Genomic DNA, 13,059 nt, shown 5'->3' on the forward strand with positions numbered 1-13,059 from the left:
GACTATTTCTTGCCCTGATTGATCCGCGCAATGGTGGAGGTCGTCGAAAAACCGTCGGCGAGATTGGCCAGAACGACTTTGCCGCCATACCCCTGAACGATATCTGCGCCGACAACCTTGTCGATGGTGTAATCGGCACCCTTGACCAGAATATCGGGTTTGAGGGCCTCGATCACAGTGATCGGGGTGTCTTCGCCGAAAATCACCACACCGCTGACGGTTTCAAGAGACCCCAGGACAGCCGCACGGGCGGCTTCGGATTGCACAGGTCGTGCTTCGCCCTTAAGCCGTTTGACCGACGCATCGGAATTAAGCCCGACAATTAGGCGGTCACAATTGGATCGTGCCTGTTGCAGAAGGCTGAGATGGCCCGGATGCAAAAGATCGAAACAGCCATTGGTGAAACCGACCTTGTAACCCTTGCGGCGCCAGCGTTCGACACGGTCCACCATGCGGTCAAGCGGCATCAGTTTGGCTTCGCCGATCATCAGGTCGTGATGATGCAGAACAGAAATCAGTTCGTCCGGATAAACAACAGCCGTGCCGATCTTGCCAACCACAATGCCTGCCGCGACATTGGCAATGCGGGCAGCATCGGAAAGCGACGCACCCCCGGCAATCGCCGAGGCAAGGCAGGCAACAACCGTGTCACCGGCACCGGAAACATCAAAGACTTCACGGGCCTCGGTCGGAAGGTGAATGGCCTCACCCGTGCTGGTGACAAGTGTCATGCCGTCCTGGCTTCGGGTCAGAAGCACATTTTCAATGCCGCATTCGGTGATGATTTTTGTTGCCGCGGCAATGGCGTCTTCGTCGCTATGAATCTCGATCCCGGTTGCGGCCAGGGCTTCGGCGCGGTTCGGAGTGACGACCGTGGCACCGCGATAGATGCTATAATCCGTACCCTTGGGATCGACAATCACCGGTTTTCCAGCCTTGCGAGCGGCGGCAATGGTTGCGGCGACGACGTCACCATGCAGAACACCCTTGCCGTAATCGGAAAGGATGATGGCGCTGACATCGGGGGCCAGTTGGGTGGCCAAAGCCGACAGGTTGCTGATGGTTGTCGCCGCAAGCGTTGCGGTAGTTTCGTTATCAGATCGTAACAATTGCTGTCCACCCGCGATATAGCGGGTCTTGATCGTTGTCGGGCGGTTGCGTTCAATCTGGATATAGGGTTCGACGCCCTTGTCATTGGCAACATATTCCATGACCTCGCGGCCCGGAAGATCATCACCGACAAGTGACAGAAAACGAACCGATGCGCCAAGGGCTGTCGCATTGCGGGTGACGTTGCCCGCCCCGCCCAGCATGGCGCTTTCGCGTTCGACCCGAATGATCGGGATCGGTGCCTCGGGCGAAATGCGCGTGACTGAGCCATACACAAACCGGTCGAGCATGACATCGCCGATGCAAAGTACCTTGGCATTGGGCAGCTGTTCAACCAGTTGGGCCAGATGGCTAAGATCGGTCATGTTCGTATCGTCTTCTGTTCGTTAAGTCGAAGGTGTTTGGTTGGCTCAGGCTTTGGTCAGGCCAAGGGTATGTTCCAGCGCGCCAACCAGCATCTGCCCGATCTGGATATGCATTTCCTGAATGCGGGCGGTGGTGTTGCTGGGCACGATCATTAGCGGATCGCACAGATCGACCATCGCGCCGCCAGTTTTACCAGTCCATCCGGTGGCGATCAGACCCATCTCGCGGGCTTTTTCAAGGCCGAGATTGACGTTCCTGCTGTTGCCGGATGTCGAAATGCCAATCGCGATATCGCCCGGCCGCCCTAGTGCCTCGATCTGGCGCGAGAACAGATAATCGAAACCGAAATCGTTACCGATGGCGGTCAATGCCGAGCTGTCTGTTGTCAGTGAGATGGCTGGTAAAGCACGCCGGTCATTGATGTAGCGAACCGTAAATTCGGTTGCGATATGCTGCGCGTCGGCGGCCGATCCACCATTGCCAAAGAACAGGAGTTTGTTGCCTTCATTCAGTGCCTTGGTGCAGATCGATACCAGCTTTGCAAAGGGTGCACGCGTTGCTTCGCGGGTTTTGTCGACCAGATCAAGATGCTCGTCAAATTCGGCATCGAAGAAGGCATTGATATCCATGTTTTTGATCTCTGGAATGTTCGAGGCGATGAAATCGGGCTGAAACTAGCAGCTTGGATGATGTATTGCCATGACTTATCGTTGTGGAAATCGGTGTTCGCGGCAATTGGCGGAACGTCAGAAAGTGCCCATTTTTCCCGTTTGGTTTCAATTTATCACAATGATAAATACATAAGCTGTTAACAGGCAGCGAACTATTGTATTTCAATCGGGACTTTCGCCGCGCGTTGCACATTGGAAAATCTGGTCATCCTGTATGTCTGAAAGTACGTTACCTTCACCCGAAGCCTTTCTGGTCGATTATGTGCGGCGTCTTGAACGTCGCAAGGATGGCGTGGGGGCAATTCATGTGCATTTTTCAAAACTTCTGCCATTCAACCGGCGTGACCATCACATCCGTACGGCAATTGCGTCGTTCGAAGACATTGTGCCAGAAGTTACCGGGCGCATCTTTACGCTGTCCAATCAGGATCTGATTTTTATATTTGATGCGGCCGAGATTGACGAGGTCAATGCCGTCATTTTCCGGCTTAAGTTCCTGTTCAATGACGATCCACTGATCAGTGATGGCAAGGATGAAAGTGGCGCACCGGCGACCTTTACCGACTATTTTGACGTTGCCCAGCAATACAAGGACTTCTTGCATCTGACCCAGACGCTTGTGCGATCGAACGCCAACCGGCCGCGTCAGGTCAGCAAGGCGGCCGAGCGCCATAACGATAGTCCGGATCTTGAGGACGGTCGTGCACCACTGACGCCGAAAATCCTTGGTCGTATCGACGAGGCATTGCGTCGTGCCGATCTTTCGAACCTGATGCGCCGACAGGCGATTTGTGCCGTTGTTGGTGATGCAAACCCGACGCCGGTTTTCCACGAACTGTTCATTTCGATCAAGGATTTGCAGCAGACGTTGCTGCCTGATGTCAATGTTCTGTCGAATCGCTGGCTGTTCCAGCACCTGACGGAAATTCTTGATCGGCGGATGTTATCCCTGCTTACGCGCAGCAATGACGCATCGGTTACCGGCTCGGTCAGTATCAATCTGAATGTTTCGACGCTGCTATCGCCGGATTTCCTGACGTTTGACAGCAATGTCAAAGCAGGCCAGCGCGGCACAATCGTGCTTGAGCTGCAGAAGATCGATATTTTCGCTGATCTTGGGGCGTTTTTCTTTGCGCGCGATTTTTGCCGTGATCGCGGATACCGGATTTGTATTGATGGCATCAGCCATCTGTCGCTGCCCTATATCAACCGCAACAAGCTTGGCGTTGATATGATCAAGATGATCTGGGACCCGGAAATGGAAAATCTGGACGAGGAACACGGCAATGCGATGCGTGAAGCTGTCGCGCAGTCAGGCGATACGCGTGTGATCATGTGCCGTTGTGATGATGAACGCGCGATCAAGTTCGGTCATGGCATCAATATCACCATGTTCCAGGGGCGTTATGTCGAGCAGCTGCTAAGCGAACGCACTAAAAAATAACGCCAGCAAATAGCTGGCGTCTTTTAATTCCGAAGTCAAAACGATTATGCGCCGCGGCTTGCAACACCAGCCTTGGCAAAGGTTGCCATGCCGTTGTGGCATTCCGCTGATGCCCGCAAAAGAGGGATGGCAAGGGCTGCCCCCGATCCTTCGCCAAGGCGCATGCCAAAATCGAGAAGCGGCTGTTTACCCAGTTTTTCGATCAGGCGCTTGTGGCCCGGCTCGGCCGAGACATGCCCGATCATGCAATGATCAAGCGCATCGCTGCGGATGGCGGCAAGGGTTGCCGCAGCGGCACAGGATACATAACCATCAAGAAGAACCGGCACCCGCTGATAACGAGCAGCAAGAATGGCACCGGCCATCGCCGCGATTTCACGACCGCCAACACAGCGCAGAACATCAAGTGCATCATGCATCTGATTTTTGTGCAGGATGATGGCGTCACCTACCACGCGTGTTTTGCGTTCAAGCGTTTCATCGTCAATGCCGGTACCGCGTCCAGTCCAGTCGGCGGCTGCACCGCCAAACAGTGCGTGGGCAATAGCCGCTGCCGAGGTGGTATTGCCGATTCCCATTTCACCGGGCACAAAAAGGTCGAGCCCCTTTTCGATTGCACTCATGCCAAAGGCCATTGCTTCGGCACAGCCTTCGTCATCCATGGCGGGTTCTTGTGAGAAATCGTTGGTTGGAATTTCAAGTGCGACTTCCATCACGCGCAATTCGGCATCTACTGTTTTGCAGATCTGGTTGATCGCCGCACCGCCATTGATGAAGTTTTCCACCATCTGCTGGTTGACCTCGACCGGGAAGGCAGACACGCCCTGGGCGCAGACACCGTGACTTCCGGCAAAGACCGTGACACGCGGGCGTGACATGTTCGGGCGTGAATTTCCCTGCCACCCGGCCAGCCAAAGGCTGATATCTTCCATGCGCCCAAGTGCGCCTGCGGGTTTGGTCAGTTCGGGCTCGCGCGCGCTGACGGCGGCCTGTGCCTCGGTATCGACACCGGGCAATTCGGCCATCAGGGTGCGGATTTCATCAAGGCTTTGCGGGGGATGCTTGGGGTCGAACATGGAAAATCTCCGGCTGGCGGACGAGGATGCAAAGCGTCTTCTGCTTGGCTTCTGTCGCGCCCATGATTAGTCTGATTGCGTGCAAAATGCCAGTTCGAATATGGGAAATCACCCGTGACAAATGATCATAATCAAGCCGGAATGAAATCGCAAAGCCCTGATGACGAGGGCATTGCCAGCAAGGTTGAGCACGACGAAGACATTTCGTCGCCAAAGGGACCGGTTGCCGATTTCTGGCGGGCGCTGGCCCTTTTGAGCCGTGTTCCGGTTTCCGCAACATGTGACTTTCGCCCGGTTGCGATCGCGCGGTCGGTCTGGTGCTGGCCATTGGTGGGACTGTTTATTGCAGGTATCGCGATCATCCCGGCATATCTGACCGAAGTTCTCACCGGAAATGGCATGATTGCGGCCATTGTCGCGACGCTGGCACTGATCCTGTTAACCGGGGCGATGCATGAAGATGGTATTGCCGACTGCGCAGATGGATTTGGTGGCGGGCAGGACAAGTTGCGTAAACTTGAAATCATGCGTGACAGTCGCATCGGCACATATGGTGTTGTTGCACTTGTTTTATGCCTTGCGATGCGTGTTGCGGTTCTGGCGGCTGCGGGTGAAAGCGGCAGCATGGCCGCCATTCTGATTGTGATGGCGACACTATCGCGTGCGGCGATGCCGATTGTGACCTATGTTTTTGATCCGGCGCGTGAAGACGGGCTTGGCAAGGGAGCCGGACGTCCCGACATCAGAATGGTCGCGGCAGGAATTGCCGTTGCCTTGATGTTGGTGGTGATTGTTGCAGGCGCATTGACCGCATTCATGTGTTTGGTTGCCATGATGGTCGGGGCATCTATCGTCGGTTGGATCGCCCGGCATCAGATTGGTGGCCATACCGGTGATGTGCTGGGTATGACGCAAATCATTTCCGAGCTATTTGTCGGCATTGCATTTATCGCAGTGCTGCAGGTCACTTGGTGATAAGATCATAAAAATACCGCCGCGCAAATTGACCGGCATTTCATGGATTACATTTTTCCTTGGGGGAAGAATGCAGAAGGTAGTGACGACGCGGTGGTGGCTTGTTCGCCATGCGCCGGTGACAAATCCGGAACGGCTTGTTTATGGTCGAAGTGACATGCCGGTTAATCTGTCGGATGAAAAAGCGTTGCGGGCCTTGGCGCGTCAACTGCCTCGCGAGGCGATCTGGGTTACCAGTCATTTGTCGCGAACGCTTGATACCGCGTTAAAACTCCTGGAACTGATGGATGAAAACATACTGCCGACCCGTGAGACCGGGTTTGCCGAGCAGCATTTCGGTACGTGGGAAAAGAAGCACTGGAATGACCTTCCCAAGGGGGAAACCACACGTTTCTGGACGGATTTTGCCAGACAGCATCCCCCGAATGGAGAAAGTTTCGGGGATGTTGTCGAACGCGTCGGGCCGTTGTTTGACCGGCTGACGCGCTATTGGGCAGGGAAAGATATTGTCGCGGTTATTCATGGGGGAACGGTACGCGCGGCTTTGGCAAGCGCCCTTGGTCTACCACTTGAGGCGGCGTTGTCGTTTCATGTCGATACACTCGGTTTGACGCGGATCGAACATATTGCCGGTGTCGATCAGCCTGGCTGGCGGGTAACCGGTGTGAATTTGCGCTTTTAGACGATCTGGCGATTTTGGATGAAAAGAACCCCGCGCGAAAATCAGGCAGGGTATCTGTTTCAGGCTGATTTTCGCTGTTCGGTTTCACGCGCGCCAGAAAGGGCGTATTCCGACAAAAAGCGATCTACCATATCGGCAGTGACATCGTATCTGCCACAGATTGATGCGACGTCTTCGAGATAGGCTTCGTAGTAGGGAATAGGGCGGCTGCGCGATTTGCCGCGAAGCTCGTTGATTTCACTGAAATCGGACGCGAATTCCGGTGCCTCTATCACCTGAATAATCGTGTCGTCGATGATGGCCGCTGGTTTGCCCTTGTATTTCTTGCCACAGGCTGAAAGCATTTTGCTGGCGGTTGGGATGGATATCCCCGGCTGACCCAGAAGCTGTGACATTTGATCCTCGTCGAAATCGTCATTTTCGAACAGTTCCACGAGTTTGGTCAGGTCACGGACCAGAAGCGAAAGCGCATTTACGCGAATGCCACGCGCATGCGACCAGATAATGGTCGCGACAACACCACAGGTCGGACGGCTGGCATAAATGTTTCGAACATCACGACGCGCCAATGATATTTCACCATTCACGGCATGATGTTGCAGGAATTCGGGAAAGGATTGATCGTTATAGTTCAATCTATCAAGCAGCCCGCGCCACATGTCTTCGCGTGATACGGTTTGCCAGGTTGTTGATTTCAGCTTCCGAATTCGTTGAATTTGTTCATGAATTGCCATTTGATCAGCAAATTTCCAATTAACCCCAAGAGTTGGCCCGAAACCTTTTGCAGTTCCGGCATCCGGACTTTGTTTGTTTTGTAATGTCCGGCGATCACGCTGGCGGCTTTTGGCAGCTCTGATTCCAACGTGATAAAATTATGTTCTCCTAAAGAATAACCGCTCACAAGCAGTCAATTCTTACAAATACTGACCTTATGGCTAGGTCGGAGTTTGGGCTTTGGTCATAGGGGTAAAGCTGCTAGGTTCGGCGCTGCCGTTTGGTGATGGGAAACCGGTGTGATGCCGGTGCTGCCCCCGCAACTGTAACGGGTTGGGTGACCCGGGTGATGTGATGTCACCAGCCACCGGTAACGTTGATGCGTAGCCAACATGCCGGGAAGGCGGATTGCTTTCATGCCCGCAGCCAGGAAACCAGCCATCGGTATCCCTGTTCGCAAGGATATGGGGTGACGCAATCGGGCCTCGGTGGGAGGTCAAAGCGAAGGAAAACGGGTATGACCCAGAATATGGCTGAAAACAGCCAGCTTGCCGGGATCCATCTGATCCTTGGCGGTGCCAGATCGGGCAAAAGCCGGTTTGCCGAAAACCGGATCAACCATGCAGGCGGCGGTATTTATATCGCGACCGGTCGTGCGTGGGACGACGAAATGGCAAACCGTATCGAACTTCACAAATCATCGCGCGGCGAGATGTGGCAAACGATCGAGGAACCGCTTGATCTTTGCACGGTCCTGTCTGCCTGCAGTAGTGATGGCAGCAAACCGGTATTGGTCGATTGCCTGACGCTTTGGCTGACCAATCTGATGCTGGAAGATCGCGATATCGAGGCCGAATTTGACCGATTATGCGACATCCTTCCCGGGCTGGACATTCCGGTTCTTCTGGTGTCGAACGAGGTCGGCTTCGGGATTGTGCCGGAAAATACCATGGCGCGCAGCTTTCGGGATCACGCAGGACGATTGCATCAGCGAATTGCCGAACTTGCCGATCAGGTGACGCTTGTGGTTGCCGGCATTCCGATGGCAGTTAAATAGAACAGAATTTATGGATTTAAGGACAATTGAACATGGCACAGCTTGGAAAAATCCCGGCAACAGTGATCACCGGTTTTCTTGGTGCAGGCAAAACCACGATGATCCGCAATATGCTGGAAAATGCCGGGGGTAAGCGGATTGCGCTGATCATCAACGAGTTTGGTGATCTGGGTGTCGACCGCGAGGTTATTAATGGATGTGGCATATCGGGTTGTGCCGAGGATGATGTTGTCGAACTGGCAAACGGGTGCATCTGCTGCACGGTGGCCGATGATTTCCTGCCAACCATCAAGGGCCTGATTGATCGTGATACACCGCCAGATCATATCGTGATCGAAACATCCGGGCTGGCATTGCCAAAACCGTTGGTCAAGGCGTTTAACTGGCCGGAAATCCGGTCGCGCGTCACGGTGGATGGTGTTGTTGCCGTTCTGGATGGGGCGGCGTTGCGTGACGGGCTGTTTGCCCATGATCATCACGCGGTTCAGGCGCAGCGCGAAGCGGACGACAATCTGGATCACGAAAGCCCGCTTGAGGAGCTGTTTGAAGAACAGCTCCATTGTGCGGATATGGTGGTTCTGAACAAAACCGATCTGCTGAGCGAGGCCGAAATTGCCAAGGTCGAGGCAGATGTCCGGGCCGAGCTGAAACGTCCGTCCGTCAAGATTATCGCAACCGCGCACTCAAAGGTCGAAAATGCTGTGTTGCTGGGCCTTGGTGCGGCAGCCGAGGACGACCTTGATAGCCGTCCGTCGCATCATGACGATGGTCACGAACATGACCATGATGATTTTGAAAGCTTTGTCGTGTCGCTTGATAATGTTGAGGATGCCGCAGCGCTTGAGAAGCGTTTGATTGACGTTGTGCGTCAGTTTGATGTGCTGCGGATCAAGGGGTTCCTTGATATTCCCGGCAAACCGATGCGCCAGGTCGTTCAGGGGGTTGGTGAACGGTTCCAGCGTTATTTCGACCGCCCGTGGGCGGCAACCGAGAAACGCCGGTCGGAACTGGTGGTGATTGGCCTGCATGGTCTGGATCGCAATGCTATCGAAGCGGCAATCAAGGCGTCCTGATTAGCGGCGCAGTCATGTTTGATGCTGAGATCATCCGGCTGCGCATGTGCAGGCCGGGTGATATCAGGGTCTTGATATCCGAGAAAAGAAACGGAAGTTCCCGATGCATTTACTTGCCGCCCAGCCGGGACTGGTCACCGATGGAAGCGAGGCCGTCGATTTGGGGCAAAGCCCGGGCGATGTCGTTATCCTGTCGGCGGCAGAGTCCGAGCTTGCCTGTCTCGCGGGTGCGCAGGCACGGCTGGATGCGGCGTTTGGCAAGGATGTCCCTTCCCTGCGATTGGCGAGCCTTTTGCAGCTGGGGCACAATATGTCGGTCGATCTTTATGTCGACGACGTTCTGGCAGAGGCCAAATTCATCATCGTGCGTATTCTGGGCGGGCGAGGATATTGGGAATACGGAATCGAACAGCTGGTCGAACTGGCCCGTCGCAACGATGTGCCGCTGGTACTGTTGCCCGGTGACGATCAACCCGATGCGGAACTTCTGTCCTTATCGACGGTTAAGGGCAGCACATATCAGAAAATCTGGCGTTACCTGATCGAAGGTGGGCCGGAAAATGCCGAACATTTACTTCGTCTTATATATGAAAAGTTAAACCCATCTGTCAGCTGGAACTGGAAACCGGCGGCACCCTTGGTCAAGGCCGGGTTGTACTGGCCGGGAAAAGTAACGGCAAATCTTGAAGAAATCGAACAAATTTGGAAACAAAATCAACCTATTGTTCCAATAATCTTCTACCGTGCGTTAATTCAGGCCGGTAATCTGGACGTAATTGATGCACTGGTTGAAGAACTTCAGACTAATAAACTAAACCCGTTGCCAATTTTTGTTGCCAGCCTGAAAGATCCGGTTGCTGCTGCCTTGGTCGAAGAATGGCTGGGGGCAACCAAAGCAGACCTGATCCTTAATACCACCGGTTTTTCCCTTGCGGTGCCGGGTATCGAACGCCAGAGCGGACCATTTGACGGCGTAGACGCACCGGTTTTTCAGGTTGTGTTGTCAGGCGGCGGTGAGGCGTCCTGGCGTGATGGTGTCAACGGGCTTGCGGCGCGCGATATTGCGATGAATGTCGCATTGCCGGAAGTAGATGGGCGTATCCTGTCGCGTGCAGTGTCATTCAAGGGATCGGCGGGCAAGGATGCCCTGACACAGATTGATCTGGTCAAATATATCCCGGTACGCGATCGTGTCGCCTTTGTAGCCGAACTTTCGGTCAATTGGGTCAAATTGCGCAAGACGGACGCCCCGCTGCGCAAAGTCGCGATGATCATGGCCAATTACCCCAACAAGGATGCGCGGCTTGGTAATGGTGTGGGGCTTGATACACCGGCCGGGATGATTGAAACCCTGCGTGCGATGAAGGATGCCGGGTACAGGATTGATGACCTGCCGGAAAATGGTGATGCACTGATTGCGGCGGTCAAGGCCGGGCCGACCAATGATTTCAAGTCGCTGGCTAATCGGACTGTTCGGGTGGTGATCCCGGTTGCCGATTATAAGGCGGCATTTTCCGTCCTGCCAGCGCGCATTCGCCAGCAGGTGACAGATGCCTGGGGTGATCCGGAAGGCGATCCGTTTTATCTGCCGGATCGGGCGGCGATTGCCCTTTCGATCCTGCCGATGGGCAATGTGATGGTCGGGTTGCAACCGGCACGCGGATACAATATTGATCCGCTTGAAAGCTATCACTCGCCCGATCTGGTGCCGCCCCATAACTATTTCGCGTTTTACATTTGGCTGCGTCATCATTTTGGGGCGCATGCGATCATTCATTTTGGTAAACATGGCAATATGGAATGGCTTCCGGGCAAGTCGCTGGCGCTGTCAGAAGAATGCTTTCCCGAGGCCGTGTTTGGCCCGACGCCGCATTTCTATCCCTTTATTGTCAATGATCCGGGCGAAGGCACGCAGGCCAAGCGACGTGCGCAGGCGGTGATCCTTGATCATTTAACACCGCCTTTGACGCGGGCGGAGAGTTACGGGCCGCTCAAGGATCTGGAGGCGCTGGTGGATGAATATTATGACGCGGCTGCGGTTGACCCAAGGCGACTGCTGATCCTGAAGCGCGACATTCTTGAGCTTGCCATCCGTATCGGCCTTGACCGCGATTGCGGCATTGAGCCGGACGAAGAGGAGGAAAGCGCGCTTGCCAAACTTGACAACTATCTGTGCGAGTTGAAGGAACTTCAGATCCGCGATGGTTTGCATATCTTTGGCAAAGCGCCGGAAGGCGATCTTTTGACCGATCTTTTGGTCGCATTGGCAAGATTGCCAAGGGGGGCGAGCGAGGGGCCGAAGGCATCGCTTCATCGTGCCCTTGCTGCCGATATTCTTGGTGATCCCGGTTTTGATCCGCTTGATTGCGCTTTTGCCGAGTTTTGGCCGGGCCTGAAGCCCGAAATCCTTGCGCGATATGATGTTGGTCCGTGGCGAACGACCGGTGATACGATGGAACGTATCGAGCTTCTGGCGCGCGATCTGGTGCGTGGCTTGGTCGCCGCCGATAGTGCATGGCAGCGAACAACCGAAGTTCTTTCCGATATCGAAACGTCTATTCGTCCGGCGGTTACGGCCTGTGGCGATGCCGAGATTGCCGGATTGCTGCGCGGTCTTGCGGGCAGGTTTGTCGAACCGGGGCCATCGGGTGCACCAACGCGCGGCCGCCCGGACGTCTTGCCGACCGGGCGGAATTTCTATTCGGTTGATACGCGGACGGTTCCGACCCCGGCGGCATGGCAATTGGGCTGGAAATCAGCCGAACTGTTGTTGGAACGGCATGTTCAGGATCACGGTGAATGGCCCGCGGCCCTTGGTCTTTCGGTTTGGGGCACCAGCAATATGCGCACCGGGGGCGATGATATTGCCCAGGCGCTTGCCCTGATGGGGGTACGGCCAACCTGGGACAGTGCATCGCGCAGGGTTACCGGGTTCGAGATTATGCCCGCATCCCTGTTGGGGCGTCCGCGCGTTGATGTGACGTTGCGCATATCGGGTTTCTTCCGCGATGCATTCCCCGGCTTGATTGACCTGTTTGACAGCGCGGTGCGTGCGGTGGCCGAACAGACGGAGGAGACTGCGGACATGAACCCGATTGCGGTTCGGGTTGCGGCAGAAACCGCTAAGCTTTGTGACGCCGGGGCAAATCCCGAGCAGGCACGGAAACAGGCGGCATTTCGCGTATTCGGCGCAAAACCTGGTGCCTATGGCGCGGGGTTGCAGGCGATGATCGACGAAGAACTTTGGGAAGACGAGGCCGATCTGGCGGATGCCTATCTGGCGTGGGGCAGTTATGCCTATGGCAACGGGGCAGAAGGCGAAGCGGCGCGTGATCTGTTTGAAACGCGGCTGTCGCGGGTCGATGCGATTGTTCATAATCAGGACAACCGCGAACATGATTTGCTGGATTCCGATGACTATTATCAGTTCGAAGGCGGAATGACATCAGCGGTTCGGCATCTGTCCGGCAGGCAGCCGACGGTCTATCACAGTGATCATTCCCGCCCGGAAAGCCCGAAAATCCGAACTTTGGAAGAAGAAATTGCTCGTGTTGTCCGGGCCCGCGTGGTTAATCCGAAATGGATCAAAGGTGTGATGCGCCATGGGTATAAGGGCGCATTTGAGATGGCGGCGACGGTGGATTACCTGTTTGCCTTTGCCGCGACGGCGCGGTGTGTCGCAGATCATCATTTTGATCTGGTTTATGATGCGTATCTTGGCGATACGGATGTGCGTGAATTCATCAGGGATCACAATCCCGATGCGCTTTGCGATATTCGCAACCGCCTTCGCGAGGCGATTGATCGTGGTCTTTGGCAGCCGCGCCGGAACTCCGTATCAGTCGATCTGATGGGGAACGGCACGGCATAACCGGGCCTTGGCCGTCATCG

The 13,059-nt window shown here is 55.0% G+C and carries 11 protein-coding genes and 1 riboswitch; of the genes, 6 read left to right on the forward strand and 5 right to left on the reverse strand.

All coding sequences use genetic code 11. The annotated features are described in order from the left end of the window. Positions 1-2 precede the first annotated feature (2 nt). On the reverse strand, positions 3-1,475 hold the full coding sequence (gene rfaE1 / locus R1T41_RS08290) for a D-glycero-beta-D-manno-heptose-7-phosphate kinase (RefSeq protein ID WP_317341187.1): 1,473 nt from the start codon (positions 1,473-1,475) through the stop codon (positions 3-5). Between the two features lie 45 nt (positions 1,476-1,520). Beyond that, positions 1,521-2,105 (reverse strand): D-sedoheptulose 7-phosphate isomerase, encoded by a 585-nt coding sequence (locus R1T41_RS08295; RefSeq protein ID WP_317341189.1) that lies wholly within the window; start codon positions 2,103-2,105, stop codon positions 1,521-1,523. A 256-nt stretch (positions 2,106-2,361) separates the two neighbouring features. Between R1T41_RS08295 and R1T41_RS08300 the strand changes: the two genes are divergently transcribed. After that, entirely contained in the window at positions 2,362-3,591 is a 1,230-nt protein-coding gene (locus tag R1T41_RS08300) for a hypothetical protein (RefSeq protein WP_062949827.1), read from the forward strand. A 44-nt stretch (positions 3,592-3,635) separates the two neighbouring features. Here R1T41_RS08300 and cobT read toward each other — a convergent pair whose 3' ends face one another. Continuing rightward, positions 3,636-4,667: a nicotinate-nucleotide--dimethylbenzimidazole phosphoribosyltransferase gene (gene cobT / locus R1T41_RS08305; protein WP_317341192.1), complete on the reverse strand. Its 1,032-nt coding sequence runs from the start codon at positions 4,665-4,667 to the stop codon at positions 3,636-3,638. Positions 4,668-4,781: 114 nt separating this feature from the next. Here cobT and cobS point away from each other — a divergent pair, with 114 nt between their 5' ends. Continuing rightward, positions 4,782-5,642, forward strand: coding sequence for an adenosylcobinamide-GDP ribazoletransferase (gene cobS, locus R1T41_RS08310; protein WP_062949823.1), 861 nt, complete (start codon positions 4,782-4,784; stop codon positions 5,640-5,642). 70 nt (positions 5,643-5,712) lie between these two features. Next, positions 5,713-6,324: a histidine phosphatase family protein gene (locus R1T41_RS08315; RefSeq protein ID WP_317341194.1), complete on the forward strand. Its 612-nt coding sequence runs from the start codon at positions 5,713-5,715 to the stop codon at positions 6,322-6,324. 59 nt (positions 6,325-6,383) lie between these two features. Here the strand turns inward: R1T41_RS08315 and R1T41_RS08320 are convergent, their stop codons facing one another. Together R1T41_RS08320 and R1T41_RS08325 are read right to left on the reverse strand one after the other, a co-directional pair. Next, positions 6,384-6,959 carry a hypothetical protein gene (locus R1T41_RS08320; protein ID WP_317341196.1) on the reverse strand — a complete coding sequence of 192 codons (576 nt, stop codon included), beginning with the start codon at positions 6,957-6,959 and terminating at the stop codon, positions 6,384-6,386. Between the two features lie 59 nt (positions 6,960-7,018). Then, positions 7,019-7,225: a hypothetical protein gene (locus tag R1T41_RS08325; protein ID WP_317341199.1), complete on the reverse strand. Its 207-nt coding sequence runs from the start codon at positions 7,223-7,225 to the stop codon at positions 7,019-7,021. Positions 7,226-7,284: 59 nt separating this feature from the next. Next, positions 7,285-7,496: riboswitch (cobalamin riboswitch) on the forward strand. 59 nt (positions 7,497-7,555) lie between these two features. Between R1T41_RS08325 and cobU the strand changes: the two genes are divergently transcribed. From cobU to cobN, 3 genes are all read left to right on the forward strand, one after another. Then, on the forward strand, positions 7,556-8,095 hold the full coding sequence (gene cobU, locus R1T41_RS08330) for a bifunctional adenosylcobinamide kinase/adenosylcobinamide-phosphate guanylyltransferase (RefSeq protein WP_197468244.1): 540 nt from the start codon (positions 7,556-7,558) through the stop codon (positions 8,093-8,095). Between the two features lie 32 nt (positions 8,096-8,127). Further along, positions 8,128-9,168: a cobalamin biosynthesis protein CobW gene (gene cobW / locus R1T41_RS08335; protein WP_062960231.1), complete on the forward strand. Its 1,041-nt coding sequence runs from the start codon at positions 8,128-8,130 to the stop codon at positions 9,166-9,168. 103 nt (positions 9,169-9,271) lie between these two features. Then, complete coding sequence (gene cobN / locus R1T41_RS08340) at positions 9,272-13,039, forward strand: cobaltochelatase subunit CobN (RefSeq protein ID WP_317341202.1); 3,768 nt, start codon at positions 9,272-9,274, stop codon at positions 13,037-13,039. Positions 13,040-13,059 lie beyond the last annotated feature (20 nt).

This window comes from Thalassospira lucentensis, assembly GCF_032921865.1.
GTDB classification, from domain to species: domain Bacteria; phylum Pseudomonadota; class Alphaproteobacteria; order Rhodospirillales; family Thalassospiraceae; genus Thalassospira; species Thalassospira lucentensis_A.

Coding starts and splice junctions, on each gene's coding strand:
- rfaE1 (WP_317341187.1), bottom strand. CDS start 1,475: ATGACCGATCTTAGCCATCTGGCCCAACTGGTTGAACAGCTGCCCAAT.
- R1T41_RS08295 (WP_317341189.1), bottom strand. CDS start 2,105: ATGGATATCAATGCCTTCTTCGATGCCGAATTTGACGAGCATCTTGAT.
- cobW (WP_062960231.1), top strand. CDS start 8,128: ATGGCACAGCTTGGAAAAATCCCGGCAACAGTGATCACCGGTTTTCTT.
- R1T41_RS08300 (WP_062949827.1), top strand. CDS start 2,362: ATGTCTGAAAGTACGTTACCTTCACCCGAAGCCTTTCTGGTCGATTAT.
- cobT (WP_317341192.1), bottom strand. CDS start 4,667: ATGTTCGACCCCAAGCATCCCCCGCAAAGCCTTGATGAAATCCGCACC.
- cobN (WP_317341202.1), top strand. CDS start 9,272: ATGCATTTACTTGCCGCCCAGCCGGGACTGGTCACCGATGGAAGCGAG.
- cobU (WP_197468244.1), top strand. CDS start 7,556: ATGACCCAGAATATGGCTGAAAACAGCCAGCTTGCCGGGATCCATCTG.
- R1T41_RS08315 (WP_317341194.1), top strand. CDS start 5,713: ATGCAGAAGGTAGTGACGACGCGGTGGTGGCTTGTTCGCCATGCGCCG.